The organism is Shinella sp. 20P9.1.1, from assembly GCF_057798995.1.
In genome coordinates this window covers 37600-64305 of record NZ_JBYOLC010000005.1, presented here as the reverse complement: position 1 = coordinate 64305, position 26706 = coordinate 37600, and the positions used below count along the sequence as shown (strand labels likewise).

Below are 26706 nucleotides of genomic sequence, written 5' to 3'. Positions count from 1 at the left end.
CCGGTGGTTTCCGTGAGGAAAGCCCCAAGGTACTGGGGTTTTCCGGTCATGGGGACGTGTCCACAAGCAGCAAGGCCTGAACAGGCCAGCATGGCAAGAAGATGGCGGTTACGAGCAGCTTGCCTTGCCGCAGGCGCGGACATTGGCGATCTTCGCGCGAAGGTCATCCGCGCCGACGGCGCCGAACACCATCTCGTTGCCGAGAACGTAGGAGGGGGTGCCGGTGATGCCGAGGTCGTTTGCCAGCGAATAGGCTTCGCGCACGGCGTCGTCATGCGGCTTTTCGGTCATGGTCTTGCGGATATCGGCTTCGGAAATACCCATGCCCGCCGCAAGCGCAATCGCGCTTTCTTCTGTCGCACGGCCTTCGCCGCCGAGCAGGGCACGGTGGAATTCGCCGTATTTTTCCGGCGAGAGATCGCGGAAGGCGGCGCTCACCTTGTGTGCGGCGAGCGAATCGGGGCCGAGGATTGGCAGTTCCTTCAGGACGAAGCGGACGTTCTTGTCCTCCTTCAGGATGTCGTCCATGTCGGAGAGGGCGCGCTTGCAGTAGCCGCAGTTATAATCGAAGAACTCGACGATGGTGACGTCACCCTTCGGATTGCCGAGCGCGATATCGTAGGGCGAGTTGTAGATCGCCTTTTCATTATCGGTGATCGCAGACTTGGCCTTGGCCTGCTGCTGCGCTTCCTGCTTTTTTTGCAGGGCTTCCTGCACGTCGAGCAGGACTTCCGGGTTTTCGACGAGGTATTCCTTGATGAACTCGCCGATCTCCTTCTTCTGCGCATCGTCGAGGGCGAGGGCCGGAAGGGGCGCTGCGACCGCAAAAAGAAGAGCCACGGTGGCCGCAAGCTTGGTCTTGAATGTCATGTCAGTCTGGTCCTCGTCGTGATGCGGCCCGCAGAAGTGCCATTGCCGGCGCCACCCCGTCAATGCGGGCGGGGCGCTTTCAACGACCTTATGAGTGGTAACGCGCAAACGATAGGGAAAAAGCGGCGGATTTTCGGCCCTCGCGGGATTGTGAATGCGGGTGTCTTGCGGCAGGAAGACGGCGACCCATGAACCGGAAGGCAAGCCCATGAAACTCTCCCGCCGCGGCGCCGTCGAACCCTTTCACGCCATGGACGTGCTCGCCGAGGCGACCAAGCAGCGCGCCGCCGGCCGCCCGGTGATTTCCATGGCCGTCGGCCAGCCGGTGCATCCCGCACCCGAAGCCGCTCGAGAAGCCGCCCGCAAGGCGCTGGAGATCGGCCGCATCGGCTATACGGATGCGCTCGGCCTGCTGTCGCTCCGCCAAGCCATTTCGAATTTCTACCAGGGCCATCACGGCGTTTACGTCAATCCCGGCCGCATCGCCATCACCACGGGCTCGTCGGCGGGCTTCAACCTGGCCTTCCTCGCGCTGTTCGATGCCGGCGACCGCGTTGCCATCGCGCGTCCCGGCTATCCCGCCTATCGCAACATCCTCGCGGCGCTCGGCATCGAGACGGTGGAGATCGAGGTGAATGCCGATAACGGCTTTACCCTGACGCCGCAGGCGCTGGAGGCCGCCGGGAAGATCGATGGCGTGCTGCTCGCCAGCCCCGCCAATCCGACCGGGACCGTCACCGGCCGCGTGAACCTTGCAGCCCTCTCGGCCTATTGCCGCGACAATGGCATCGCATTTATCTCGGACGAGATCTACCACGGCCTGACCTTTGTCGGCGAAGAGGCGACGGCGCTGGAATTCGGCGACGAGGCGGTCATCATCAATTCGTTCTCGAAATATTATTGCATGACCGGCTGGCGTATCGGCTGGATGGTGCTGCCGGAAAAGCTGGTGCGTCCCGTCGAGCGCATCGCCCAGAGCCTCTATATCTCCGCGCCGGAACTCTCGCAGATCGCCGCAGAGGCGGCTCTCGGCGCCGAGGCGGAGTTGAACGTCTATCGCGACGCCTACCGCCTGAACCGCGACGTCCTGGTGAAGCGTCTGCCGGAAATCGGCTTCTCCATCGCCTCGCCGATGGATGGCGCCTTCTACGCCTATGTCGATGTCAGCCGGTTCACCAATGACAGCATGGCCTTCGCCCGCCGCATGCTGGCGGAGACGGATGTGGCGGCCACACCCGGGATCGACTTCGATCCCAAGGACGGCCACCACACGATGCGCTTCTCCTATGCCGGCTCCTTCGCGGAGATGAACGAGGCGGTCGACCGCCTCGCGCGATGGCTGGCCTGAATCCGGAAAGCGATTCCGTTTCAGCGCCTTGCGCCGGGAAACGGAATCGATCCGGCAGGCAGCTGAATCACTTTCTCAGACCCGGTTGATCGACACGCCGCCATCGACCAGCATGGCCGTGCCGGTGGTGAAGCTCGATGCGTCCGAGCAGAGGAAGAGCGCGGCTTGCGCGATTTCCTCGGGCGCTGCGATGCGCTTGAAGGCGTTGAGCCCGGCCACGAATTGCCGCGCTTCCGGCGTGTTGGCGACCTCACGACCCATAGGCGTGTCCGTCGCGCCCGGCAGCAGCGCATTCACGCGAATGCCCTTCGGGCCGTATTCCGACGCAAGCACCTGCACGAGGCCGATGAGCCCCGATTTCGAGGCCGCATAGGCGGCAAGCCCCGGAAAGCCTGCGGTATAGCCGACGAAGGTGGAGGTGAAGACGAGGCTGCCGCCGCCGCGCGCTTCCATCGCCGGCAGCTGGTACTTTGCGGCGAGGAACCCGCTCGTCAGATTGACGGTGAGCACGTCCTGCCACTCTTGCCCGGAAAGCGCCGGCAGCGGGCCGACCGGGCCGGTCGTGCCGGCATTGTTGAAGGCGATATCGACGCCGCCGAATTCCGCTTGCGCAGCTTCGACCAATGCCTGGTGATGTGCCTCCTCGCCGACATCGCCGGGCAGGGCGATCACGGCACCGCCTTCCGCACAGATTTCATTTGCCACGTCGTCAAGCCGTTCTTGACCGCGGGCGGACAGGACAAGCTTCGCACCCTGGCGGGCAAAGAGCAGGGCGGCGGCGCGGCCGATGCCGGAGCTGGCGCCGGTGATGATGGCGACCTTGTTATCGAGGCGGGTCATGCGTGTCTCCTTGCTGGTTTCTGACGACCGCCGATGTCGCAGAAGGCCGACCGGGCAACCACCCGATTCCCGCGCAAACGAAAAAGGCCCGGTGAAAACCGGGCCTTTCGAATTCTGGAGTATAGGCGGTCGCTTAGAAGAAGCCGCGGCGCTGCCACCAGCCGCCCTTCTTGGGCTTGTCGGCCTCTTCTTCCGCAGCGGCTTCCTTCGTCGTGGACGATTTCACCACCGGTTCCGACGCGATCTTGTTGATGTCGCGGTTGCCACGGACGGGCTTGGCAGCATCTTCGAGATCGGCAGCGGCTTCCTCGACTGCCGGTTCCACCGGAGTAGCCTCTTCAACGGCCGGAGCCGGCTGCGCTTCGATTTCCACGCGGGCAGCTTCGTCGGTCGTCACCTCTTCGGCAGCGGCCTTGGCGCGGCTCTTGCGGGCACGCTTCGGCTTGGCCGGTGCCTCTTCGGCAACGGCTTCGACCGGCGCTTCCTCGGTTACGACAGCAACTTCGGCAGCCTCGACCTCGATGGTGGCGGCCTCTTCGGTTTCGCCCTCGTCGCCGTCTTCGTCGCCTTCACCGGATGCGGCATCGACTGCACCGTCTTCAGGACGATTGCGGCGGCCACCACGCTTGCCGCGACGACGGCGCTTGCGGCGCTGATCGGCTTCTTCCGCGGTCTCGGAGGCTTTCGTGACCTCCGAAGCCTCGTCGCCCTCGGCCTCGTCGTCGTCGATTTCTTCCTCGTCGCCGGCCTGTTCGCCGCCGAAGGAGGCGGTGTCTGCACCCTCGCCATCGCGGCCACGGCCACGGCGGCGGCGGCGACGCTTGCGCTTGTTGTTGCGACCGTTCTCATCCGAAGAGGCGGCGGTCTGGGCAGCCGGTGCGGCAGCGGCCGGACGTGCCGCTGCTGCTTCTTCCTCTTCTTCGTCGATCTCGTCCTCGATTACGACATCGTCGTCTTCCGGTTCCGGCTCGAAATGCAGGATCTGTTCGATCTTGACCGGATTTTCGACGGCTTCGCCGCGATCGATCGCAAAATGCTGCGCGCCGACATGGGCATCGGCCTCGATGATGATCTGGACGCCGAAGCGGCCTTCATAATCGATGATGGTGCCGCGCTTATGGTTGAGCAGGTAGAGCGCGATGTCAGGCGTCGTGCGGACGCTGATATTGTGCGTGGTGTTCTTGAGGAGATATTCCTCGATGCCGCGCAGAACGTGCAGTGCGACCGAAGACTGCGAGCGGATGTGGCCCGTACCGTTGCAGTGCGGGCAAACCTGCATGGTCGATTCGAGAACGGATGCACGGATGCGCTGGCGCGACATTTCGAGCAGGCCGAAATGCGAGATGCGGCCGACCTGGATGCGTGCGCGGTCGTTCTTAAGATGGTCCTTCAGGCGCTTCTCGACGGAGCGGTTGTTACGCTTCTCCTCCATATCGATGAAGTCGATGACGACGAGTCCGGCAAGGTCGCGCAGGCGAAGCTGGCGCGCCACTTCTTCCGCAGCCTCCAGGTTCGTCTGGAGCGCGGTATCCTCGATGGAATGCTCGCGCGTCGAACGGCCGGAATTGACGTCGATCGAGACGAGCGCCTCGGTCTGGTTGATGATGATGTAGCCGCCGGACTTCAGCGTCACCTGCGGCTGCAGCATGCGGTCGAGCTGGGCTTCGATGCCCGAGCGCGAGAAGATCGGATGCACGTCGCGATAGGGCTGGACGACCTTCGCATGGCTAGGCATCAGCATCTTCATGAAGGCTTTCGCTTCACGGTAGCCTTCCTCGCCGGCAACGACGATCTCGCTGATGTCCTTGTTGTAGAGGTCGCGGATCGAGCGCTTGATGAGCGATCCTTCCTCATAGACGAGGGTCGGCGCCGTCGATTGCAGCGTCAGCGTGCGGACGTTTTCCCATAGGCGCATCAGGTATTCGAAGTCGCGCTTGACCTCGACGCGGGTGCGGTTGGCACCGGCTGTGCGCAGGATGACGCCCATGCCCTGCGGCACTTCGAGGTCTCGGGCGATTTCCTTCAGGCGCTTGCGATCCTGCAGGTTGGTGATCTTGCGGGAAATGCCGCCGCCGCGCGCCGTGTTCGGCATCAGAACGGAGTAGCGGCCGGCCAGCGACAGATAGGTGGTGAGAGCAGCACCCTTGTTGCCGCGCTCTTCCTTGGCGACCTGCACGAGCAGGATCTGGCGACGCTTGATGACTTCCTGGATGCGGTACTGCTTGCGCGGCTTGCGCTGCACGCGATCCGGAACCTCTTCCATCGCGTCTTCGGCGCCGACGGATTCGATGACTTCCTTCTCTTCGCCGTTATGATCGTCGTCATCGTCGTCGTCATCGCGACGACGGCGGCGCTTGCGGTCGGAGGGCTCGGAAATTTCGTCGGTGTCGACGGCCATCGCCATCGCACCACCGGGGGTCTCGTCGTTGTTGCTCTCAGAGGCGGCGGCTGCATCTTCGGTCTCGGCGGCCGGGGCGTCCTCGGTCTTCGCCTTGGCCTTGCGCGTGCGGCGCGGCTTCTTCGGCTTTTCAGCCGGTACTTCTTCCGCGGCAAGATCGGCCGAGGCCTCGACGACCTCCGGCTCGGCGGCGGTTTCGACCGTTACTTCCTCGACGGCGGCGACGACAACCGCTTCGACGTCCGTTTCAGCAGATGATTCGCTGCTGTCGGAACGGTCGTTTGCGGTTTCGACATGCTCGATATCGTCGTCGCGGCGATGCTCTTCGGCTTCCGCCCTCAAGAGCGCCTGACGGTCTGCAAGCGGGATCTGGTAATAATCGGGGTGGATTTCGGCAAACGCCAGGAAACCGTGGCGATTGCCGCCGTAGTCGACGAAAGCCGCCTGGAGCGACGGTTCGACGCGTGTGACCTTGGCAAGGTAGATATTGCCGCGGATCTGCTTCTTGTGTTCGGATTCGAAGTCGAATTCTTCTATGCGGTTTCCGCGTACGACAACGACGCGCGTCTCCTCGGAGTGAGACGCGTCGATAAGCATTTTCTCTGCCATGTAGATTGAACTCCTCGGCGCAGCCGCAATCCTGGCGGCAAGCTGTACCCTGAAAAGGGTGAGCCGGGGGAGGAGGGGGATGCGCCGGATAAGTAAGTTCCCGTTAGGCCCCGGTGAGGGGTAAGCGGACGGAGGAAGGCCGGAGCGCGAGCGTCCCGGTGCCTGTTACCCTCTGAAAGCGTCCGCTGCGTCAACATCAACGTCCAACGAGAATGCCCGTGCCATAGACCCTGAAGGTCCGATGAAATTGCCCTTTGGTAAGGGCGTTTGGTGGAAACCCACCTTGTCTGTTCCGGCCACCGCCGGTTTACGCGATCTGTTCGGCTGGGAAAAAGCGTGTGTGACGGCGGATGAGGCTCCTGTTCGGCGCCAAGCCCCGAAGGAGTGGCTGCCTGCCCAGGGCGATTCTATCCCGTCTGGTCTTTTTCCCTGATTTTGCTTTTATGGCGGATATGTCACAATGGCAAGGGAAAAGCCAAAAGCGTCATAATCTTGATGGATTTGCGATGATGTGTCAGCCGTTGCGGCCGCAGGCCCTTCGGCAAGCTTTGGTTAACCCTATAGGGGCATCAATGAGGCTTGTCTTCAGCCGCACCGCGCGGTTTTCACGCGTTTGAACGGACTGTCAGTGGTGATGCTACGCCTTATCCCGGAAAAATCGCTCCGCTTCGTGGCGGGTGCGCTGGCTATTCTGCTGGGCCTTGCCGCGCCGGCCTTCGCCGCCTCAGCCACGGCCGCGCCGCTGCTTGCCTTTTCCGCGCGTATTGCCGGTGACGACGCCCGCACGCGACTGATCATCGATTTCGACCGCAAGCCCGACTTTAAAGTGCATTACGTCGCCAATCCCTACCGTGTGCTGATCGACCTGCCGGAGACCGATTTCGGCATCAAGGCCGAACAGCTCGAAGCGCGTGGCATCTTTTCGGAGATCCGCTACGGCACCATGGCAGAGGGACGTTCGCGCATCGTGCTGACGGCGAAGAAGCCGATCACCGTGGCGCTTGCCGAGGTGCAGGAAGAACAGGGGGCTGCAAGCTACCGTCTCGTCATCGACGCTGCGATCGCCACGAAGGAGGCGTTCCAGGCGCAGATGGAAAAGCAGAGCTGGCAGGAGGCCACCGCGCCCGCCACGGAGCAGATGCCGGTCATGCTGCCGGGCGGCAATGCCGGGGGGCCTTTCGTCATCGCCGTCGACGCCGGTCACGGCGGCATCGACAACGGTGCGCGCGGCGGCATCACCCAGACCGAGGAGAAAAACGTCACGCTGGCTTTCGCCAAGGCGCTGGCCGATGCCCTCAACACGCTGCCCGATACCAAGGCCATCCTCACCCGCGACAAGGACGAGTTTCTGTCGCTTTCCCAGCGCGTGCAGCTTGCCCGCAACGAGGGCGCCAACCTCCTCATCTCCATTCATGCCGACACGCTGAAGCAGAAGGATACACGCGGCGCGACTGTCTATACGATCTCCGACAAGGCCTCCGACAGCCTCGCCGCTAGCCTTGCCGAGCGCGAAAACCTCTCCGACCAGATCGCCGGCATCGCCTTCGTCGACGAACCGGCCGAGGTCGCCGACATCCTTCTAGATTTGACACGGCGCGAGACGCAGGCCTTCTCGATCAATCTTGCGCAGAGCGTTGTCAGCACCTTCAAGAACGAGGTGCTGCTGATCAACAATCCGCACCGCCATGCCGGCTTCCGCGTGCTGACGGCGCCGGACGTGCCGTCGATCCTGCTCGAACTCGGCTTCATGTCGAACAAGGACGACGAGCAGCTTTTGATCGATCCTGCCTGGCAGAAGAAGGTCGCCGGCCTCGTCGCGAAGGCGGTCGGCGAGTATCGCGCGACGGTCGTCGCGAACGGCGGTTAAGCCTTTCCTGCATTTCGCCGGGCGGGCACCGGCAGACCATGCTAGTATCCCGCCTGTGCCGGAAAAGTGACAGCGGCTGCCATTGTGCGGTGGTGAAGCCGGGATGCATGCTGTAAGCCCTATTTTCCTCACATTCCGATCGCTAGACGGTTGCGGGAAATGTGGGGACGACTCGTCTTCGGCAGGGGTGGTGCAATGGCTGTATTGGGCTGTTGCGGCGCAAGTCCGGGCAGCAGGTCTGCCCGATGAAATTAAAGACATAAGGCATCGGTAACTGGCTCATGATCAGACTGATTGGATATTTCTTCGGGATCGGCGCCGTGGCGTTCCTCGGCGTGGCGGCAGCGGTTGCGCTCTATCTCGGAAGTGTCACCAAGGATCTTCCCGATTATGAAGTCCTCAACAGCTATGCGCCGCCGGTAACGACGCGCGTGCATGCCGGCGACGGCGCGCTGATGGCCGAATATGCCCGTGAACGCCGCCTCTATCTGCCGATCCAGGCGATCCCGGACCGCGTGAAGGCCGCCTTCCTTTCCGCCGAAGACAAGAACTTCTACCAGCATCCCGGCGTCGATGTGACAGGCCTGTTCCGCGCCATCGTGGTCAATCTGCAGAATTTCGGCTCGGGCCGCCGTCCGGTCGGTGCATCGACGATCACGCAGCAGGTCGCCAAGAACTTCCTGCTCTCGTCGGACCAGACCATCGACCGCAAGGTCAAGGAAGCGATCCTCTCCTTCCGCATCGAGCAGGCCTATTCCAAGGACCGTATTCTCGAACTCTATTTGAACGAGATTTTCTTCGGTCTGAATTCCTACGGCATTGCCGGCGCCGCACTCACCTATTTCGACAAGTCGGTTACCGAGCTGACGGTCGCCGAGACGGCCTACCTCGCCGCGCTGCCGAAGGGGCCGTCGAACTACCATCCTTTCCGCCGCACCGAAGCCGCGATCGAGCGCCGCAACTGGGTGATCGACCGCATGGTCGAGAACGGCTACGTCACCAAGGCCGACGGCGACGAGGCGAAGACCCAGCCGCTCGGCGTGACGCCGCGCCACCGCGGCACCTATCTTTTCGCCTCGGACTATTTCTCCGAGGAAGTGCGCCGCCAGATCATCGAGCGCTACGGCGACAACGCGCTTTATGAAGGCGGCCTTTCGGTGCGCACCTCGCTTGATCCGCGCATCCAGATCGCGGCGCGCAAGGCCCTTCAGCACGGCCTCCTGACCTATGATGAGCGCCGCGGTTTCCACGGCGTCGTCAAGACGATCGAGATCGGCGGCGACTGGGGCGTGGAGCTTGCCAAGGTCGAATCGCTCGCCGACGTGCCGGAATGGAAACTCGCCGTGGTTCTTTCGGTCGATGACGGTGGTGCCGATATCGGCCTCCAGCCGAGCAAGGAAGCCTCCGGCAAGGTCGTTGCGCAACGCGTGACGGGCCGTATCGAAGCGAAAGCCATGACCTGGGCCTACCGTTCGGCCAAGGGGGACCGCAGCACGGCGAAATCGCCGGCCGGCGTCTTCAATGTCGGCGACGTCGTTTATGTCGAGCCGACGGAAGACAGCAATGTCTATCGCCTGCGCCAGCCGCCGAAGGTGCAGGGTGGCCTCGTCGCCATGGATCCGCATACCGGCCGCGTGCTTGCCATGGTCGGCGGCTTCTCCTATGGCCAGTCGGAATTCAACCGTGCCACGCAGGCGATGCGCCAGCCGGGCTCGTCCTTCAAGCCCTTCGTTTACGCCGCGGCACTCGACAACGGTTATACGCCCGCTTCTGTCATCATGGATGCGCCGATCGAGATCGTCGCCGGCGGCCAGGTCTGGCGCCCGCAGAACTACGGCGGCGGCTCGTCCGGTCCCTCGACGCTGCGTCTCGGTATCGAGAAATCGCGTAACCTCATGACGGTTCGCCTCGCCAACGACATGGGCATGAACCTCGTCGCCGAATATGCCGAACGTTTTGGCATCTATGACAAGATGCTGCCGGTTCTCGCCATGTCGCTCGGCTCGGGCGAAACCACGGTTCTGCGCATGGTCTCGGCCTATGCGGTGCTGGCGAATAGCGGCAAGCAGATCAAGCCGTCGCTGATCGACCGCATCCAGGACCGTTACGGCAAGACGATCTTCCGCCATGAAGAACGCACCTGCGAGAACTGCAACGCCAACGATTGGGAAAACCAGGACGAGCCTGTCCTCACCGACAACCGCGAGCAGGTCCTCGACCCGATGACCGCCTACCAGATCACCTCGATGATGGAAGGCGTCGTGACGCGCGGCACGGCGGCCGGCAAGATCAAGCTCGACCGCCCGACGGCGGGCAAGACCGGAACGACCAACGATGAAAAGGATGCCTGGTTCGTCGGCTATACGCCCGATCTCGTCGCCGGCCTCTATATCGGTTTCGACAACCCGGCGCCGCTCGGCCGCGGTGCGACCGGCGGTTCGCTGTCGGCGCCGATTTTCAACGAGTTCATGACGGCGGCTGTCGAGGGCACTAAGCCGACGAAATTCATCGTGCCCGAGGGCATGCAGTTCATTCCCGTCAACCGCAAGACCGGCATGCAGGCGAACGAGGGCGATCCGGATACGATCATGGAAGCCTTCAAGCCCGGCACCGGCCCGGCCGACGTCTTCTCGGTCATCGGCGGCGAGGAATATGCCAGCCCCGAGGAAATCCTGAAGAGCTCGCCGCAGGCCAACCAGGCGGTCACGGGCGGCAGCGGCGGCCTGTTCTGATCCATCATCATCTCGGAGAAGAGGGCGGGCGCGGGGCTTTACATCCGCGCCGGCCCTCTCTATTTCGAGGCCACCGAAACAGAGCATCGAAGAAAACGGATATGCGCGCGGAAATCGAGAACGTCGTCGACGAAATCAAGCAGGCCATAAGCCTGCTGAGGAGGCATCTTTGACTGGGATCAGGCGGTAAGACGACTGGACTGGTTGAACAACAAGGCAGAGGACCCCAACCTCTGGAACGATGCCCAGGAAGCCCAGAAGCTGATGCGCGAGCGCCAGCAGCTGGACGAGAGCATCCATGGCGTGCGCGCCATCGAGCAGCAGCTCAAGGACAATATCGAACTCATCGAACTCGGTGAGGAAGAGGGCGATGCCGACATCGTCAAGGATGCCGAAGACGCCCTGAAGGCGGTTCGCACCGAGGCGTCGCGCAAGCAGGTCGAGGCCATGCTTTCAGGCGAGGCGGATACCAACGACACCTATCTCGAAGTGCATTCCGGCGCCGGCGGCACGGAAAGCCAGGACTGGGCGAACATGCTTCTGCGTATGTACACCCGTTGGGCGGAGCGCTCGGGCTACAAGGTGGAGCTCCTGGAAATCCATGACGGCGAAGAAGCCGGCATCAAGTCCGCGACGCTGCTCGTCAAGGGCCACAATGCCTATGGCTGGCTGAAGACCGAATCGGGCGTGCACCGTCTCGTGCGCATCTCGCCCTATGACAGCAATGCGCGCCGTCACACCTCGTTCTCGTCGATCTGGGTCTATCCGGTCATCGATGATTCGATCACCATCGATATCAACGAGAGCGACTGCCGCATCGACACCTACCGTTCGTCGGGCGCCGGCGGGCAGCACGTCAACACGACCGACTCGGCCGTGCGCATCACGCACATGCCGTCGGGCATCGTCGTTGCCTGCCAGCAGGAGCGTTCGCAGCACAAGAACCGCGCCAAGGCGTGGGACATGCTGCGTGCCCGTCTCTACGAAGCGGAGCTGAAGAAGCGCGAAGAAGCGGCCAATGCCGAAGCGGCCTCCAAGTCCGATATCGGCTGGGGCCACCAGATCCGCTCCTACGTCCTTCAGCCCTATCAGCTGGTCAAGGACCTGCGCACCGGCGTCGAAAGCACGGCGCCCTCGGATGTTCTCGACGGCGAACTCAACGAGTTCATGGAAGCAGCCCTTGCCCACCGTGTGAACGGCGGCGCGGATGCGGTCGTGGACGACCTCAACTGACGTTGACGAAAACGCATTTGGGAACGGGCGCTTCGGCGCCCGTTTTCGTTGCTGCGAACCTTAATTCGTCGCGCGTTCGATCTTGATCTCGCCGATGTCGTCGATCAGCACCGTCCAGCTTTCCGGCTCGGTCGCCTTCGGGTCCGTCTTCAGATGGACCGTGGCGAAAAGGCCGGGCTGGGTGGTGACGCCGGATGAGTTTTCCGGCCGGATATCCGTGACATAGGGTTTTAGCGCCGAAAACTCTTCCAGCACCGTCGAGGACACGATTTTGGGGCCGTCGGCGGTCGCCTCGATCTGCTGGAGATGGATCTGCGCCGTGCCGTCCTTCTGACGTACGGCGATCAGCTTGTAATAGCCGCGACGAGGCGCAGGCTTTTCGGCGACAGCAGTTTCAGACGTCGCGGCAGCCGCATCGCCATCACCCTCCGCAGGCTCTTCCCAGAATCCCGTGCTCACGACGAAGGTGATCGCTTCGGAGAGCGGCGATTCTCCCTCGGCGAAGGCCGGTGTGCCGGCAAGCAGGAGAATGGCGAGAGCGGCGGTGAGGGCGCGTTTCATGGTTTGCTCCTGTCCCTGAAAAGGAGAGGGTGTCAGTAATCGAACTGTTCGGCAAGAATCCGGTCGGACCAGGAATGATCCGGATCCGAGAGAATATGCGCCGACACGCCCGCCGATTCGGCGATCTGTACCGAGGTCACCGACTTGACCTCGGTATTGTCGGCCACCGCATTGACCGGGCGCTTCTCCGCTTCCAGCACGTCGATCTTGACGGTCACCTTGTTCGGCAGCAATGCCCCGCGCCAGCGCCGGGGGCGGAAGGGGCTGACCGGCGTCAAGGCCAGCAGTGGTGCCTCCAGCGGCAGGATGGGGCCATGGGCGGAAAGATTGTAGGCGGTGGAGCCGGCAGGCGTCGCCAGCAGCAGGCCGTCGCAGATCAATTCTTCCAGCCGCACACGGCCATCGACACTGACGCGCAGCTTCGCCGCCTGATAGGACTGCCGGAAGAGATAGACCTCGTTGATGGCAAGCGCCCGGCGTTCCTGGCCGCTCGCATCGCTCGTCACCATTTCCAGCGGGCGGAAGGCATTTTCGACGGCGCCGTCGATACGCTCCAGCAGATTGCTCGAATCGTAGCGGTTCATCAGGAAGCCGATGGAGCCGCGGTTCATGCCGTAGACCCGCTTGCCGGTGTTCATGGTGGTGTGCAGTGTCTGCAACATGAAACCGTCGCCGCCGAGCGCGACGATCACGTCAGCCTGTTCCGGATCGGCATTGCCGTAAATGGCGATCAGTTCGTTGCGCGCTTCCTGCGCTTCGGGCGCCTGCGAGGCGACGAAGGAAAGGGTGTTCAACTCACGCGCCATGCCGCCGATCCGCATCCTCAATGCAAAGCTCCAAACCCCGCGCGGTGCGCAGGGCCGGTCTTTGTCGCATGCCTTTACGGCATGCGCATCTGAAAAATATGACAATGACGTGTGATTACGGCTGTGAGAATGCAGCCGGCGCCGATCAGGCCTTGCGCGCACCGGCGCGCGCTTCGAGCGCTTTCAAGGCCGCTTCACCCGCTGCCGCAGCCTCGAAGGGGCTGCGAAACGGTCCGATCAAAGGATTGGTCACGCCACGAAACGTCAAGGCGACGAAGAATTTCCCGTCCGAGCGCTTCTCGATCTTGACCTTGGAGACCGGTTCGTTTTCTGCAGCCACGGTAAAATCCTCCGGAAACGCCCGCGCTAAAACCGGCCGGGCCGATCGTCCATTCTGTCGCGAAGCGGAAATGATGGTGCCCCCACCAGGACTCGAACCCGGGACCCCCTGATTACAAATCAGGTGCTCTACCAACTGAGCTATAAGGGCACGCAATGCGAGGGAGTTAGCATATTTTCCGGCGGAGTAAAGCGAAAAGGGCAGATCAGATCGACCAGTTGCTGTCGTCGGCCGGTTTGGGCACGATTTCCTGGCAGCGGTGCATGGAGCGCGGCAGGTTTTCGGCAAGGTGGTCGATCAGCGCGCGCACCGCCGGCAGCATGCCGTGACGGGAGGTGAAGACGGCGTGGACCGTTGCCTCTGTCGACGACCAGTCCGGCAGCACCGGCGTCAGCACGCCGTTGCGGAAGCCGCGCTCGACGATGATGTCGGGCAGCAGGCCGAGGCCGATGCCTTCGATCGTCGCGCGTTCCAGCACGCTGAAATCCGAGCAGGTAAGGACCGGTGAGTGCGAGACGTCATGGATTTCGCCGCTTGAATGCAGCAGCGTCCAGATGGCGCGTGGATTGTTTTCCTGCATGGAAAGCGTGGGAATGCGGCCGATCGTGTCGAGATCGACGGGGCCGTAGCGCTCCAGAAAACGCGGACTTGCTGCGAGGTAGCGGCGCGTGGCGCCGAAACGGCGCACGATCAGCGACTGGTCCGTGTCGTAGCTGTCGCGCACGCGCAGCGCGACATCGATTCGCTCCTCGATGAGATCGACGGGGCGCCCGGTGGTGAGGATTGACAGGCGCACCAGCGGACAACGTTTCAGGAAACCCGGCAGCACATCGGCCATCATCGGGGCAAAACCCGGCGGCATGGAGAGCCGCACGGTTCCCGCCGGCTCAGCCTTGGCGACGGCGACGACCGCCTCCGCCGCCTCGACGCCAGACAGCACCGCCTCACAGCGCTCATAGAAGGACTGGCCGATGTCGGTGATGGCGAGTTTTCGGGTGGAGCGCTCGATGAGGCGCACGCCGAGCTGCTCCTCGAGGGCCGCGACCCGCTTGCTGATCTTCGATTTGGGCACCGACAGCGCATTTGCTGCCGCAGTAAAGCCTTTGTGCCGCACGACAGCGGCATAGAGGGCGAGGTCGTTCAGGTCCTGCATCCGATGTCTCCGATCATGACCGGATTATTGTTTCCCTGATGAAACAGTCAATTGGATTTTTGCAGTCTAATCGCGGGATTGTTTTCAGATCATATGTTTTGCACCCAAACCGAACAGAGGTGCTGACCCATGAACGTTCTTCACATCGACTCCGGCATTCTCGGAGATCATTCCGTATCCCGTCGCCTGACCGCTGCCGTCGCCGCCCAGATCAAGGCCGAACAATCCGGCGCGACCGTCACCTATCGCGACCTCGTCTCCAACCCGCTGCCGCATCTCTCCGGCGCGCATCTGAGTGCCGCCAATGCCGCGCCGGACCAGATCGACACGCAGATCGCCGCCGAGGTTGCCGAAAGCAAGGTCGTGCTGGAAGAATTCCTCGCCGCCGATACGATCATCCTCGGCGTGCCCATGTACAATTTCTCGCTGCCGAGCCAACTCAAGGCCTGGATCGATCGCGTCGCCGTCGCCGGCAAGACGTTCCGCTACACGGCCGAAGGCCCGGAGGGCCTCGCCAAGGGCAAGAAAATCATCATCGTTTCCACCCGCGGCGGTCACTACAGCGCCGGCCCGGCAGCCGTGATGGATCATCAGGAAAGCTACCTGCGCGCCGTGCTGGGCTTCCTCGGCGTCACCGATATCGAGATCGTCCGCGCCGAAGGACTCAATCTCTCGGCCGATTCGAAGGTCCAGGCGATTTCCGAAGCCGAGCGCACGATCGGCGATCGTAATGTTCTGAAGCTCGCCTCCTAAGCGGGATCAGACTGTTCAAACACGAAGGCCCGCCGGCATTCACCGGCGGGCCTTCGTGTTTTCGTTTGAAGCTTGTTCAGCCGAGGAGATGACGCTGCGTGGCGTAGAGCGCGATTGCCGCAGCGTTCGATACGTTCAGCGACTTGATGGCGCCGGGCATGTCGAGACGGGCGAGCGCCTTGCAGGTGGCGCGCGTCTTCTGGCGCAGGCCCTTGCCCTCGGAGCCCATAACGAGCGCGATGCGCTGACCCGATAGCGTGCCTTCGAGCGGCGCGGGACCTTCCGAATCGAGGCCGATGGTCAGGAAGCCCAGCTTGTGCAACTCCTCCAGCGCATCCGAAAGATTGGTGATCTGGATATAGGGGATCAGCTCCAGCGCCCCGGAAGCAGTCTTGGCGAGCACGCCCGATTCCGTCGGCGAATGGCGCTGCGTGGTGATGACGGCACCGGCATTGAAGGCGACGGCCGAGCGCATGATGGCGCCGACATTGTGTGGATCCGTCACCTGGTCGAGCACGAGCAGCAGCGGGCTGTCCTTCAGCGCCTCCAGCCGGCGGACGGGCAGGGGCCGCGTCTCCAGCATCACGCCCTGGTGGATCGCCTCCGGGCCGAGCACCTTGTCGAGGTCCGACGGCAGCACGGTTTCGACCGGGTAGGGCAGGGTCGCAAGATCGGGTAGTTCCAGCCGCTGGGCGGCGTTCAGGCTGACCGAAAGCTTGATGATCTTGCGCTCGGGATTGTCGAGGGCAGCGCGCACCGTATGCAGGCCATAGAGATAGACCTGGTCGGGCGTAAGGGCGGGCGCTTTCCAGCCTTCGGCCGGCTTGCGGCGGCGGTCGTCCCGTGGTGTCGGGATATCGCCGCGTTCGCGTTTCTGGTCGCGATGCGCCCGGCGCAGTTTTGCGTAATGGGTGTCTTTTGCGGACTTGCCGCCGGTATCGTCTTTGCTCATGGCGCCTTATAGAACATGTCGCGCAAAAGTGTGCAGCGGTTTTGCATCGGCGCCATACGAAAAATTCAAGCGGAGCGCGGGACGCGCAAAGGACGCCATCCACAGGCGGGCGCCGGCGACGACATTTTTCTCAATTTTTTCCGTGACGTCGTGTTGACAGGACGAATTGTGCCCGTCATATACGCCGCCAGATCGAAGGCGCCGCCGACAAGGCACCGCCTGCAGGTCGAACTGGTCGCTTGATCCCGACAGAATAATGGAGGGATGCCCGAGTGGTTAAAGGGGACGGACTGTAAATCCGTTGGCTCAGCCTACGTTGGTTCAAATCCAACTCCCTCCACCATTCTGTTGCACGGATCAAGACCTCCCCGCGGGTATAGCTCAATGGTAGAGCAGCAGCCTTCCAAGCTGAATACGCGGGTTCGATTCCCGCTACCCGCTCCATCCGATTTCTTCATAAAAAGAATCAGCGCTTGGCACTAAGGCTTTGCCTTGAAAAAGCGATTCTGCATGCCGATCTATGGTCTATCTGGCTTGCCTCAGCTCGTTTCCGGCGGTTTTCATCGTGCATTTAAAGCTTGCGCATTCGTTGCGAAAGCCTTAAACGCCTGCCAAACCGGACGGGCCGGTTAGCCCAACTTTCGTTCAGTAGGAAATAAAGAGATGGCAAAGAGCAAGTTTGAGCGCAACAAGCCTCACGTAAACATCGGCACGATCGGCCACGTCGACCACGGCAAGACGTCGCTGACGGCAGCGATCACGAAGTACTTCGGCGAGTTCAAGGCGTACGACCAGATCGACGCCGCTCCGGAAGAAAAGGCGCGCGGCATCACCATCTCGACGGCACACGTCGAATACGAGACGCCGAACCGTCACTACGCGCACGTCGACTGCCCCGGCCACGCCGACTACGTCAAGAACATGATCACCGGTGCTGCCCAGATGGACGGCGCGATCCTGGTTTGCTCGGCTGCTGACGGCCCGATGCCGCAGACGCGCGAGCACATCCTGCTCGCCCGCCAGGTCGGCGTTCCCGCGATCGTCGTGTTCCTCAACAAGGTCGACCAGGTCGACGACGCCGAGCTTCTCGAGCTCGTCGAGCTGGAAGTGCGCGAACTTCTGTCGTCCTACGACTTCCCGGGCGACGACATTCCGATCGTCAAGGGTTCGGCTCTGGCCGCTCTGGAAGATTCGGACAAGAAGATCGGTGAAGACGCGATCCGCGAGCTGATGGCCGCTGTCGACGCCTACATCCCGACGCCTGAGCGTCCGATCGACCAGCCGTTCCTGATGCCGATCGAAGACGTGTTCTCGATCTCGGGCCGTGGTACGGTTGTGACGGGCCGCGTCGAGCGTGGTATCGTCAAGGTTGGTGAAGAAGTCGAAATCGTCGGCATCCGCCCGACGTCGAAGACGACGGTTACCGGCGTTGAAATGTTCCGCAAGCTGCTCGACCAGGGCCAGGCCGGCGACAACATCGGTGCACTGGTTCGCGGTGTGAACCGTGACGGCGTCGAGCGTGGTCAGATCCTGTGCAAGCCGGGTTCGGTCAAGCCGCACAAGAAGTTCATGGCTGAAGCCTACATCCTGACGAAGGAAGAAGGCGGCCGTCATACGCCGTTCTTCACGAACTACCGTCCGCAGTTCTACTTCCGCACGACGGACGTGACGGGTATCGTTTCGCTTCCGGAAGGCACGGAAATGGTCATGCCGGGCGACAACGTGACGGTTGCCGTCGAGCTGATCGTTCCGATCGCGATGGAAGAAAAGCTGCGCTTCGCGATCCGCGAAGGCGGCCGTACCGTCGGCGCCGGCATCGTCGCTTCGATCGTTGAATAACGATCGGTGATCGTCGAGTAATTTCAGGTCTTTGATCTGAAGAAAGCCCCGCGGGAAACCGCGGGGCTTTTGCGTTTCGAACGCTTTTGCGAGCGGGCAGGGCACCTATCGGAATAAGCACTGATTTGTTTTAAGAAATGCGTTTTTCGGGCTTGCCAAGTCCGTCCCCGCGCCGTAAAGACGCCATGCCTTGCCGGTGACGGGCGGTTCGCTTCGAGCGCGGCAGGCATGTAGGGGTATAGCTCAGTTGGTAGAGCGGCGGTCTCCAAAACCGCAGGTCGGGGGTTCGAGCCCCTCTGCCCCTGCCATTCTTCACCGGACAGCGCGGACCACTTGCAGCGACGGTTGGAATGGCGTGACGGTATCGGCCGTCATAATTCGTTAAAAGTTCGGTTGCCCCTTGTGAAAAAGGGAATCGGGCTTTATGTAGGGCAAAACAGACACGCGGTGCGTGGGGCTGATAGTTCAGCTTTACGCGCCGTAATGGCGTGGACATTCAATGGCATCGAAAACGAATCCGATTGCGTTTCTGCAGCAGGTACGCTCCGAAACGGCAAAAGTGACTTGGCCCTCGCGACGCGAGACGATGATCTCGACGATCATGGTCTTCGTCATGGTCTTCCTGGCTGCGGTGTTCTTCTTTGCTGCGGATCAGCTGATGGGCTGGCTGGTTGGCCTCGTCCTCGGCGCTGCCGCTTGATCGGTTGGAGATGAACATGGCTTCCCGTTGGTACATCGTCCACGCCTATTCGAATTTCGAAAAGAAAGTCGCCGAGGACATCGAGAACAAGGCTCGTCAGAAGGGTCTTGATCATCTGTTCGAAAAGATCCTCGTGCCGACTGAAAAGGTTGTCGAGGTGCGTCGTGGCCGCAAGGTCGATTCCGAGCGCAAGTTCTTCCCCGGCTACGTGCTGGTGCGGGCGAACCTGACGGACGAAGCGTATCACCTCATCAAGAACACGCCGAAGGTCACGGGCTTCCTCGGTTCCGACAACAAGCCGGTACCGATCCCGGACAGTGAGGCCGAGCGCATCCTGTCGCAGGTTCAGGACGGTGTCGATCGTCCGAAGCCCTCGGTCTCTTTCGAGATCGGCGAGCAGGTTCGTGTTTCCGATGGTCCGTTCGCGTCGTTCAACGGCACGGTTCAGGACGTCGACGAGGAGCGTTCGCGCCTCAAGGTGGAAGTGTCGATCTTCGGTCGCGCTACCCCTGTCGAGCTGGAATACGCCCAGGTCGAGAAAATCTGATTTTGGCGGCGACCTTCGGGTCTCGCTCATCTGAAATCCAATCCTCTCCGAGGGTTGGTGGCGGAAGTTTCCGCCAATCGCGTGGAAGGGAAGGGCGCCTAAGCCGGGCGTCAAAAGACCGCACCACGCAACCGCAGCCGCCGGTCTTTGGATCGGCATCATGGATCGGGAAACCGGTCGCATTCTGAAAGGCAGAGAAAATGGCTAAGAAAGTTGCAGGCCAGCTCAAGCTTCAGGTCAAGGCAGGATCGGCAAACCCGTCCCCGCCGATCGGCCCGGCGCTTGGTCAGCGTGGTATTAACATCATGGAATTCTGCAAGTCGTTCAACGCAGCGACGCAGGAAATGGAAAAGGGTATGCCGATCCCGGTCGTCATCACCTATTACCAGGACAAGTCCTTCACGTTTGTGATGAAGCAGCCGCCGGTGACCTACTTCCTCAAGAAGGAAGCCAAGATCACGTCCGGCTCGAAGACCCCGGGTAAGGGCGCGACGGTCGGCAAGCTCACCAAGGCTCAGATCAAGTCGATCGCCGAAGCCAAGATGAAGGATCTCAACGCCGCCGATATCGAAGGCGCAATGGCAATGGTCGAGGGCTCCGCCCGCGCCATGGGCCTGGAAGTGGTAGGTTAATTCCATGGCCAAGATCGCAAAGCGCATTCAGAAGATCCGTGAAGGCATCGACCCGACCAAGCTGGTCGCCCTTTCGGACGCAATCGCTCTCGTCAAGGAGCGCGCTGTCGCCAAGTTCGACGAAACCGTCGAAATCGCGATGAACCTCGGCGTTGACCCGCGTCACGCTGACCAGATGGTCCGCGGCGTCGTCAACCTGCCGAACGGCACGGGCCGTGACGTTCGCGTTGCCGTCTTCGCACGTGGCGCCAAGGCTGACGAAGCCAAGGCTGCCGGCGCAGACATCGTCGGCGCGGAAGACTTGCTCGAAATCGTCCAGGGCGGCAAGATCGACTTCGATCGCTGCATCGCGACCCCGGACATGATGCCGCTCGTCGGCCGTCTCGGCAAGGTTCTCGGCCCGCGCGGCATGATGCCAAACCCGAAGGTCGGCACCGTGACCATGGACGTCACCGGCGCCGTCAAGGCATCCAAGGGCGGTGCTGTCGAGTTCCGCGTCGAGAAGGCTGGTATCATCCACGCCGGCATCGGCAAGGCTTCCTTCGACGCCAAGGCTCTGGAAGAAAACATCAAGGCTTTCGCTGACGCCGTCGTCAAGGCGAAGCCGACGGGCGCAAAGGGCAACTACGTCAAGCGCGTTGCCATTTCGTCGACGATGGGCCCGGGCGTCAAGATCGACCCCGCGACCGTTTCCTAATTCCGGCTCGGCTTCGGCCGGTCCGCAACAGAATTCCCGGCCTTGTCTGGCCGGGAATTTCCGGGCTCAAACCCGGAACTCCTGTCCGAGATTGCAGGTGGTTATTCCTTAATCACTTTAGCCTGCATGAGACGGGGTGAGACCTGGATTTCTTCAGCGTCGGATGACGCGGAATTCGGTTCGAACCTACCTTACCTTGTGTCGCGGCCATCTGGTCGAGCGCGGGGGGGACAGGATCCTCGAGCGTCGCTCGGGATCTCTTTTTAAAGCGGATCCCTGGCGGCAAAGGTAAACCCGGCAGGTCCCGTGAGAAGTCACGGTCCTGTCAACTGGAGATAGGCACAGTGGAAAGAGCGGAAAAACGCGAATTCGTCACGGAGCTGAACGAAGTCTTCAAGGCTTCCGGTTCGGTTGTCGTGGCCCGCTACGCCGGCATCACCGTTGCACAGATGAACGATCTTCGTACGAAGATGCGTGCAGCTGGTGGTACCGTCAAGGTCGCGAAGAACCGCCTGGCCAAAATTGCCCTTCAGGGTACGGAGTCGGAAGGGATCACGGATCTCTTCCAGGGTCAGACGCTCATTGCTTACGCAAATGATCCGATGATTGCTCCCAAGGTAGCCATGGATTTCGCCAAGACCAACGACAAGCTCGTTGTTCTCGGTGGCGCCATGGGTGCGACCACACTCGACGCAGAAGCAGTCAAGTCGCTCGCGACCCTGCCTTCGCTCGACGAGCTTCGTGCAAAGCTCCTGGGCCTGCTTGCAGCCCCGGCTACGCGCGTCGCCACGGTCGTTGCAGCACCGGCAAGCCAGCTTGCCCGCGTGTTCGCAGCCTATGCCAAGAAGGACGAAGCCGCTTGAGGCGGTTTTTCGCTGTAAATCAAACTTACCAGTTCGAACCGAACAAAAGGAAATACGAAAATGGCTGATCTCGCAAAGATTGTAGAAGACCTGTCCGCCCTCACCGTTCTCGAAGCCGCTGAGCTTTCGAAGCTTCTCGAAGAGAAGTGGGGCGTTTCGGCTGCTGCTCCCGTAGCCGTTGCTGCTGCTGGCGGCGCTGCTGCTGCTGGTCCGGTCGAAGAAGAAAAGACCGAATTCGACGTTATCCTCGTTGACGCTGGCGCCAACAAGATCAACGTCATCAAGGAAGTCCGCGCCATCACCGGCCTGGGCCTCAAGGAAGCCAAGGACCTCGTCGAAGGCGCTCCGAAGGCTGTCAAGGAAGCCGTCTCCAAGGGCGAAGCTGCCGACCTCAAGAAGAAGCTTGAGGAAGCCGGCGCCAAGGTCGACGTCAAGTAATACTGGAATGCGGTGGGAGAGGGTTTCGACCCTCTCCCATTGATGATTCCTCCGAACTGATTACCCAAAAGCCGCGAAAACCGGCTTTTGGGTAATGGGTTCTTCAAGAGGATGGTCTTTCTCCAGGCGACAGGGCAATCCGGCCCGTGGCCTGACAGCGAGACGAGATTGATTGAACCCATTGGTCGACGGGATCGACTGGCCAGCGAACCCCGTCTGTTGCAGGCCCGGATGCAAATTTTGAAGGAGCGACGATGGCTCAGACCCTTTCGTTTAACGGTCGTAGGCGCGTACGCAAGTTTTTTGGTAAAATTCCCGAAGTCGCAGAAATGCCTAATCTCATCGAGGTTCAGAAGGCATCCTACGACCAGTTCCTGATGGTTGAAGAGCCCGCCGGCGGTCGTCCGGATGAGGGTCTTCAGTCGGTTTTCAAGTCGGTCTTCCCGATCACGGACTTCTCCGGCGCTTCCATGCTCGAATTCGTTTCTTACGAATTCGAACAGCCGAAGTTCGACGTTGAGGAATGCCGTCAGCGCGACCTGACCTATGCGGCGCCCCTCAAGGTGACGCTGCGCCTCATCGTGTTCGATATCGACGAGGATACCGGCGCGAAGTCGATCAAGGACATCAAGGAACAGAACGTTTACATGGGCGATATGCCGCTCATGACCGACAACGGTACGTTCATCGTCAACGGCACCGAGCGCGTCATCGTTTCCCAGATGCACCGTTCGCCGGGCGTGTTCTTCGACCACGACAAGGGCAAGAGCCACTCTTCCGGCAAGCTGCTTTTTGCTGCCCGCGTCATCCCGTACCGCGGTTCCTGGCTCGACATCGAGTTCGACGCCAAGGACATCGTGCATGCGCGTATCGACCGCCGCCGCAAGATCCCCGTCACCTCGCTCCTCATGGCGCTGGGCATGGACGGCGAAGAGATCCTGTCGACCTTCTACACGAAGTCGCTCTACCAGCGTGACGGCAAGGGCTGGCGCGTTCCGTTCAATCCCGACGCGCTGAAGGGCCAGAAGGCCGTCGCGGATATGATCGACGCCGACAGCGGTGAAGTTGTTGTCGAAATCGGCAAGAAGCTCACCCCGCGCCTGCTGCGCTCGCTCTCCGAAAAGGGCCTCAAGGCTCTCAAGGCGACCGACGAGGACCTCTACGGCAATTACCTCGCCGAAGACGTCGTCAACTACACGACGGGTGAAATCTACCTGGAAGCCGGCGACGAAATCGACGAGAAGACCCTTCCGGTCATCCTGTCGGCCGGTTTCGACGAAATCCCGGTTCTCGACATCGACCATATCAATGTCGGCGCCTACATCCGCAACACGCTGTCGGCAGACAAGAACGAGAACCGTCAGGACGCTCTGTTCGACATCTACCGCGTCATGCGTCCGGGTGAACCGCCGACCATGGATTCGGCCGAAGCCATGTTCAACACGCTGTTCTTCGATGCGGAGCGTTACGACCTCTCCGCCGTCGGCCGCGTGAAGATGAACATGCGCCTCGACCTCGACGTCGCCGACACGGTCCGCACGCTGCGCAAGGACGATATCCTTGCCGTCGTGAAGATGCTGGTCGAGCTGCGCGACGGCAAGGGCGAGATCGACGACATCGACAACCTCGGCAACCGCCGTGTTCGTTCGGTCGGCGAGCTGATGGAGAACCAGTACCGTCTCGGCCTGCTCCGCATGGAGCGCGCGATCAAGGAACGCATGTCCTCGATCGAGATCGACACGGTCATGCCGCAGGACCTGATCAACGCGAAGCCGGCTGCCGCCGCGGTTCGTGAATTCTTCGGTTCCTCGCAGCTGTCGCAGTTCATGGACCAGGTGAACCCGCTGTCGGAAATCACCCACAAGCGCCGTCTTTCGGCTCTTGGCCCGGGTGGTCTGACGCGCGAGCGCGCCGGCTTCGAAGTGCGCGACGTTCACCCGACCCACTACGGCCGTATCTGCCCGATCGAGACGCCCGAGGGACCGAACATCGGTCTGATCAACTCGCTCGCAACCTTTGCCCGCGTCAACAAGTACGGCTTCATCGAAAGCCCGTACCGTAAGATCGTCGACGGCAAGGTGACGACGGATGTGGTCTACCTCTCCGCCATGGAAGAGGCCAAGTACCACGTGGCGCAGGCAAACTCGGTGCTCGAAAGCGACAACTCGTTCGCTGAAGAGTTCGTCGTCTGCCGTCACGCCGGCGAAGTCATGCTCGCGCCCCGCGACCAGATCAACCTGATGGACGTTTCGCCGAAGCAGCTTGTTTCGGTCGCAGCGGCGCTCATCCCGTTCCTCGAGAACGACGACGCCAACCGCGCGCTCATGGGTTCGAACATGCAGCGTCAGGCTGTGCCGTTGCTGCGTGCGGAAGCACCGTTCGTCGGCACCGGCATGGAACCGGTCGTTGCGCGTGACTCGGGTGCAGCCATCGCGGCTCGCCGCGGCGGCGTCGTCGACCAGGTCGACGCGACCCGTATCGTTATCCGCGCCACCGAAGACCTCGATCCGTCGAAGTCGGGCGTCGATATCTACCGCCTGCAGAAGTTCCAGCGCTCCAACCAGAACACCTGCGTCAACCAGCGCCCGCTGGTCACCGTCGGCGACGTTCTGAACAAGGGCGACATCATCGCGGACGGTCCGTCGACCGACCTCGGCGACCTGGCACTCGGCCGCAACGCGCTCGTCGCGTTCATGCCGTGGAACGGCTACAACTACGAAGACTCGATCCTGATGTCTGAACGCATCGTCTCCGACGACGTGTTCACGTCCATCCATATCGAAGAATTCGAAGTCATGGCCCGCGACACCAAGCTCGGCCCGGAAGAAATCACGCGCGATATTCCGAACGTTTCGGAAGAAGCGCTGAAGAACCTCGACGAAGCCGGTATCGTTTACATCGGTGCAGAGGTTCAGCCGGGCGATATCCTGGTCGGCAAGATCACCCCGAAGGGCGAAAGCCCGATGACGCCGGAAGAAAAGCTCCTGCGCGCCATCTTCGGTGAAAAGGCCTCCGACGTTCGCGACACCTCCATGCGCATGCCTCCGGGCACCTTCGGCACCGTCGTCGAAGTTCGCGTCTTCAACCGCCATGGCGTGGAGAAGGACGAACGTGCGATGGCGATCGAGCGTGAAGAGATCGAGCGTCTGGCAAAGGACCGTGACGACGAGCAGGCGATCCTCGACCGTAACGTTTACGGCCGTCTGATCGACATGCTGCGCGGCCACGTCGCCGTCGCCGGCCCGAAAGCTTTCAAGAAGGGCTCCGAGCTGTCGAACGCCGTCATCTCCGAATATCCCCGCTCGCAGTGGTGGATGTTCGCTGTCGAGGACGAGAAGGTTCAGGGCGAAATCGAAGCGCTCCGCGGCCAGTACGACGAATCCAAGTCGCGCCTTGAACAGCGCTTCATGGACAAGGTCGAAAAGGTCCAGCGCGGCGACGAAATGCCCCCGGGCGTCATGAAGATGGTCAAGGTCTTCGTCGCTGTGAAGCGCAAGATCCAGCCGGGCGACAAGATGGCGGGCCGTCACGGCAACAAGGGTGTCGTCTCGCGCATCCTGCCGATCGAGGACATGCCGTTCCTCGAAGACGGCACGCATGTCGACATCTGCTTGAACCCGCTGGGCGTGCCTTCGCGCATGAACGTCGGCCAGATCCTCGAAACCCACCTTGCCTGGGCTTGCGCCGGCATGGGCAAGAAGATCGGCGACCTGCTCGACGCGTATCGCAAGACCATGGACATCACCGACCTGAAGCGCGAGCTGACGGAAGTCTACGAGAGTGAAGCCAAGGACGAAGTCGCCCACTTCGACGACGACGCCCTGGTCAAGCTTGCCGAGCAGTCCCGCAAGGGTGTTTCGATCGCAACGCCGGTCTTCGACGGTGCGCATGAACCCGACGTTGCCAGCATGCTCGAGCGTGCGGGCCTCAACTCTTCCGGGCAGTCGGTTCTTTACGACGGCCGTACGGGTGAAGCGTTCGACCGCAAGGTCACCGTCGGCTACATGTACATGATCAAGCTGAACCACCTCGTGGACGACAAGATCCACGCCCGTTCGATTGGTCCTTACTCGCTCGTTACCCAGCAGCCGCTGGGCGGCAAGGCGCAGTTCGGCGGCCAGCGCTTCGGGGAAATGGAGGTCTGGGCGCTCGAAGCCTACGGCGCCGCCTACACGCTGCAGGAAATGCTGACCGTGAAGTCGGACGACGTCGCGGGCCGCACCAAGGTGTACGAGGCGATCGTTCGTGGCGACGACACTTTCGAAGCGGGCATTCCGGAGAGCTTCAACGTTCTTGTCAAGGAAATGCGCTCGCTCGGTCTGTCGGTCGAACTCGAGAACTCCAAGATCGATCCGAACGCGGAAGCCGGCCAGCTTCCCGACGCGGCAGAGTGATCTGATCGGGTGCGCGCCGCAGAGGCGCGCACCGTTTCCGCCTCCCGCCTGTACGGCAGGGGGCGGCTCATCCGTTTCAAGCAGCCTTGCGGCACCCGGGTATCGCCGCAATTGGTTGCTAAGCAGAGGGCCAT

At 61.7% G+C, this 26706-nt stretch carries 21 protein-coding genes and 4 tRNA genes; 16 read left to right on the top strand and 9 right to left on the bottom strand.

Going from position 1 to position 26706, the window contains the following annotated elements:
* Positions 1-108 precede the first annotated feature (108 nt).
* Positions 109-870, bottom strand: a complete 762-nt coding sequence (locus AC27VQ_RS10330; RefSeq protein WP_421590851.1) for a DsbA family protein — start codon at positions 868-870, stop codon at positions 109-111.
* Positions 871-1078: 208 nt separating this feature from the next.
* Between AC27VQ_RS10330 and AC27VQ_RS10325 the strand changes: the two genes are divergently transcribed.
* A complete protein-coding gene (locus tag AC27VQ_RS10325) occupies positions 1079-2218 on the top strand; it encodes a pyridoxal phosphate-dependent aminotransferase (RefSeq protein ID WP_488716191.1) in 1140 nt (379 codons plus the stop codon).
* Between the two features lie 75 nt (positions 2219-2293).
* On the opposite strand, the gene AC27VQ_RS10320 is transcribed toward AC27VQ_RS10325, so the two are convergent.
* Together AC27VQ_RS10320 and AC27VQ_RS10315 are read right to left on the bottom strand one after the other, a co-directional pair.
* Complete coding sequence (locus AC27VQ_RS10320; RefSeq protein WP_488716190.1) at positions 2294-3058, bottom strand: SDR family oxidoreductase; 765 nt, start codon at positions 3056-3058, stop codon at positions 2294-2296.
* 133 nt (positions 3059-3191) lie between these two features.
* On the bottom strand, positions 3192-6065 hold the full coding sequence (locus AC27VQ_RS10315) for an Rne/Rng family ribonuclease (protein ID WP_488716189.1): 2874 nt from the start codon (positions 6063-6065) through the stop codon (positions 3192-3194).
* A gap of 634 nt (positions 6066-6699) precedes the next feature.
* Between AC27VQ_RS10315 and AC27VQ_RS10310 the strand changes: the two genes are divergently transcribed.
* The 3 genes from AC27VQ_RS10310 (at position 6700) to prfB (ending at position 11897) form a co-directional block, all read left to right on the top strand.
* Positions 6700-7932 (top strand): N-acetylmuramoyl-L-alanine amidase, encoded by a 1233-nt coding sequence (locus tag AC27VQ_RS10310; RefSeq protein WP_488716413.1) that lies wholly within the window; start codon positions 6700-6702, stop codon positions 7930-7932.
* 281 nt (positions 7933-8213) lie between these two features.
* A complete protein-coding gene (locus AC27VQ_RS10305) occupies positions 8214-10664 on the top strand; it encodes a penicillin-binding protein 1A (protein WP_488716188.1) in 2451 nt (816 codons plus the stop codon).
* Between the two features lie 101 nt (positions 10665-10765).
* Positions 10766-11897 (top strand): peptide chain release factor 2 gene (prfB, locus tag AC27VQ_RS10300; protein ID WP_488716187.1). Its coding sequence is split into 2 segments (ribosomal slippage): positions 10766-10834 and positions 10836-11897, totalling 1131 coding nucleotides; the frame shifts between segments, so codons are not numbered across the junction.
* Positions 11898-11957: 60 nt separating this feature from the next.
* On the opposite strand, the gene AC27VQ_RS10295 is transcribed toward prfB, so the two are convergent.
* From AC27VQ_RS10295 to AC27VQ_RS10275, 5 genes are all read right to left on the bottom strand, one after another.
* Positions 11958-12458, bottom strand: a complete 501-nt coding sequence (locus tag AC27VQ_RS10295; RefSeq protein ID WP_488716186.1) for a hypothetical protein — start codon at positions 12456-12458, stop codon at positions 11958-11960.
* Between the two features lie 32 nt (positions 12459-12490).
* Positions 12491-13264: an NAD kinase gene (locus AC27VQ_RS10290; protein ID WP_488716185.1), complete on the bottom strand. Its 774-nt coding sequence runs from the start codon at positions 13262-13264 to the stop codon at positions 12491-12493.
* A 145-nt stretch (positions 13265-13409) separates the two neighbouring features.
* Positions 13410-13604, bottom strand: coding sequence for a hypothetical protein (locus AC27VQ_RS10285; RefSeq protein ID WP_421590843.1), 195 nt, complete (start codon positions 13602-13604; stop codon positions 13410-13412).
* A gap of 74 nt (positions 13605-13678) precedes the next feature.
* Positions 13679-13754, bottom strand: a tRNA-Thr gene (locus AC27VQ_RS10280).
* A gap of 55 nt (positions 13755-13809) precedes the next feature.
* Positions 13810-14757, bottom strand: a complete 948-nt coding sequence (locus AC27VQ_RS10275; protein ID WP_488716184.1) for a LysR family transcriptional regulator — start codon at positions 14755-14757, stop codon at positions 13810-13812.
* A gap of 129 nt (positions 14758-14886) precedes the next feature.
* Here AC27VQ_RS10275 and AC27VQ_RS10270 point away from each other — a divergent pair, with 129 nt between their 5' ends.
* The gene (locus tag AC27VQ_RS10270; RefSeq protein ID WP_488716183.1) at positions 14887-15510 is read left to right on the top strand and encodes an FMN-dependent NADH-azoreductase; all 624 of its coding nucleotides are present in this window, start codon (positions 14887-14889) and stop codon (positions 15508-15510) included.
* A 76-nt stretch (positions 15511-15586) separates the two neighbouring features.
* Here the strand turns inward: AC27VQ_RS10270 and rlmB are convergent, their stop codons facing one another.
* The gene (gene rlmB, locus AC27VQ_RS10265; protein ID WP_488716182.1) at positions 15587-16462 is read right to left on the bottom strand and encodes a 23S rRNA (guanosine(2251)-2'-O)-methyltransferase RlmB; all 876 of its coding nucleotides are present in this window, start codon (positions 16460-16462) and stop codon (positions 15587-15589) included.
* 258 nt (positions 16463-16720) lie between these two features.
* Between rlmB and AC27VQ_RS10260 the strand changes: the two genes are divergently transcribed.
* The 11 genes from AC27VQ_RS10260 to rpoB all read left to right on the top strand — a co-directional run bounded on the left by AC27VQ_RS10260 (position 16721) and on the right by rpoB (position 26572).
* Positions 16721-16805 (top strand) — tRNA-Tyr (locus tag AC27VQ_RS10260).
* Between the two features lie 27 nt (positions 16806-16832).
* Positions 16833-16906, top strand: a tRNA-Gly gene (locus AC27VQ_RS10255).
* Between the two features lie 219 nt (positions 16907-17125).
* A complete protein-coding gene (gene tuf / locus AC27VQ_RS10250) occupies positions 17126-18301 on the top strand; it encodes an elongation factor Tu (protein ID WP_244760725.1) in 1176 nt (391 codons plus the stop codon).
* A 232-nt stretch (positions 18302-18533) separates the two neighbouring features.
* Positions 18534-18609 (top strand) — tRNA-Trp (locus AC27VQ_RS10245).
* A 191-nt stretch (positions 18610-18800) separates the two neighbouring features.
* A complete protein-coding gene (gene secE / locus AC27VQ_RS10240; RefSeq protein WP_298105947.1) occupies positions 18801-19001 on the top strand; it encodes a preprotein translocase subunit SecE in 201 nt (66 codons plus the stop codon).
* A 16-nt stretch (positions 19002-19017) separates the two neighbouring features.
* Entirely contained in the window at positions 19018-19548 is a 531-nt protein-coding gene (nusG, locus tag AC27VQ_RS10235) for a transcription termination/antitermination protein NusG (protein WP_064329841.1), read from the top strand.
* A 200-nt stretch (positions 19549-19748) separates the two neighbouring features.
* Positions 19749-20180 (top strand): 50S ribosomal protein L11, encoded by a 432-nt coding sequence (rplK, locus tag AC27VQ_RS10230; protein WP_023517311.1) that lies wholly within the window; start codon positions 19749-19751, stop codon positions 20178-20180.
* A 4-nt stretch (positions 20181-20184) separates the two neighbouring features.
* Positions 20185-20877 carry a 50S ribosomal protein L1 gene (rplA, locus tag AC27VQ_RS10225; protein ID WP_244760728.1) on the top strand — a complete coding sequence of 231 codons (693 nt, stop codon included), beginning with the start codon at positions 20185-20187 and terminating at the stop codon, positions 20875-20877.
* 344 nt (positions 20878-21221) lie between these two features.
* Complete coding sequence (gene rplJ / locus AC27VQ_RS10220) at positions 21222-21740, top strand: 50S ribosomal protein L10 (RefSeq protein ID WP_313528532.1); 519 nt, start codon at positions 21222-21224, stop codon at positions 21738-21740.
* A 60-nt stretch (positions 21741-21800) separates the two neighbouring features.
* On the top strand, positions 21801-22178 hold the full coding sequence (gene rplL / locus AC27VQ_RS10215; RefSeq protein ID WP_244760730.1) for a 50S ribosomal protein L7/L12: 378 nt from the start codon (positions 21801-21803) through the stop codon (positions 22176-22178).
* Between the two features lie 254 nt (positions 22179-22432).
* A complete protein-coding gene (rpoB, locus tag AC27VQ_RS10210) occupies positions 22433-26572 on the top strand; it encodes a DNA-directed RNA polymerase subunit beta (RefSeq protein ID WP_421591404.1) in 4140 nt (1379 codons plus the stop codon).
* Positions 26573-26706: the final 134 nt, after the last annotated feature.

What these genes read in the sequence shown, in the direction of transcription:
- AC27VQ_RS10330 (WP_421590851.1), bottom strand. Translation starts at nt 870, where the DNA reads ATGACATTCAAGACCAAGCTTGCGGCCACCGTGGCTCTTCTTTTTGCG.
- AC27VQ_RS10325 (WP_488716191.1), top strand. Translation starts at nt 1,079, where the DNA reads ATGAAACTCTCCCGCCGCGGCGCCGTCGAACCCTTTCACGCCATGGAC.
- AC27VQ_RS10320 (WP_488716190.1), bottom strand. Translation starts at nt 3,058, where the DNA reads ATGACCCGCCTCGATAACAAGGTCGCCATCATCACCGGCGCCAGCTCC.
- AC27VQ_RS10315 (WP_488716189.1), bottom strand. Translation starts at nt 6,065, where the DNA reads ATGGCAGAGAAAATGCTTATCGACGCGTCTCACTCCGAGGAGACGCGC.
- AC27VQ_RS10310 (WP_488716413.1), top strand. Translation starts at nt 6,700, where the DNA reads ATGCTACGCCTTATCCCGGAAAAATCGCTCCGCTTCGTGGCGGGTGCG.
- AC27VQ_RS10305 (WP_488716188.1), top strand. Translation starts at nt 8,214, where the DNA reads ATGATCAGACTGATTGGATATTTCTTCGGGATCGGCGCCGTGGCGTTC.
- AC27VQ_RS10295 (WP_488716186.1), bottom strand. Translation starts at nt 12,458, where the DNA reads ATGAAACGCGCCCTCACCGCCGCTCTCGCCATTCTCCTGCTTGCCGGC.
- AC27VQ_RS10290 (WP_488716185.1), bottom strand. Translation starts at nt 13,264, where the DNA reads ATGGCGCGTGAGTTGAACACCCTTTCCTTCGTCGCCTCGCAGGCGCCC.
- AC27VQ_RS10275 (WP_488716184.1), bottom strand. Translation starts at nt 14,757, where the DNA reads ATGCAGGACCTGAACGACCTCGCCCTCTATGCCGCTGTCGTGCGGCAC.
- AC27VQ_RS10270 (WP_488716183.1), top strand. Translation starts at nt 14,887, where the DNA reads ATGAACGTTCTTCACATCGACTCCGGCATTCTCGGAGATCATTCCGTA.
- rlmB (WP_488716182.1), bottom strand. Translation starts at nt 16,462, where the DNA reads ATGAGCAAAGACGATACCGGCGGCAAGTCCGCAAAAGACACCCATTAC.
- tuf (WP_244760725.1), top strand. Translation starts at nt 17,126, where the DNA reads ATGGCAAAGAGCAAGTTTGAGCGCAACAAGCCTCACGTAAACATCGGC.
- secE (WP_298105947.1), top strand. Translation starts at nt 18,801, where the DNA reads ATGGCATCGAAAACGAATCCGATTGCGTTTCTGCAGCAGGTACGCTCC.
- nusG (WP_064329841.1), top strand. Translation starts at nt 19,018, where the DNA reads ATGGCTTCCCGTTGGTACATCGTCCACGCCTATTCGAATTTCGAAAAG.
- rplK (WP_023517311.1), top strand. Translation starts at nt 19,749, where the DNA reads ATGGCTAAGAAAGTTGCAGGCCAGCTCAAGCTTCAGGTCAAGGCAGGA.
- rplA (WP_244760728.1), top strand. Translation starts at nt 20,185, where the DNA reads ATGGCCAAGATCGCAAAGCGCATTCAGAAGATCCGTGAAGGCATCGAC.
- rplL (WP_244760730.1), top strand. Translation starts at nt 21,801, where the DNA reads ATGGCTGATCTCGCAAAGATTGTAGAAGACCTGTCCGCCCTCACCGTT.
- rpoB (WP_421591404.1), top strand. Translation starts at nt 22,433, where the DNA reads ATGGCTCAGACCCTTTCGTTTAACGGTCGTAGGCGCGTACGCAAGTTT.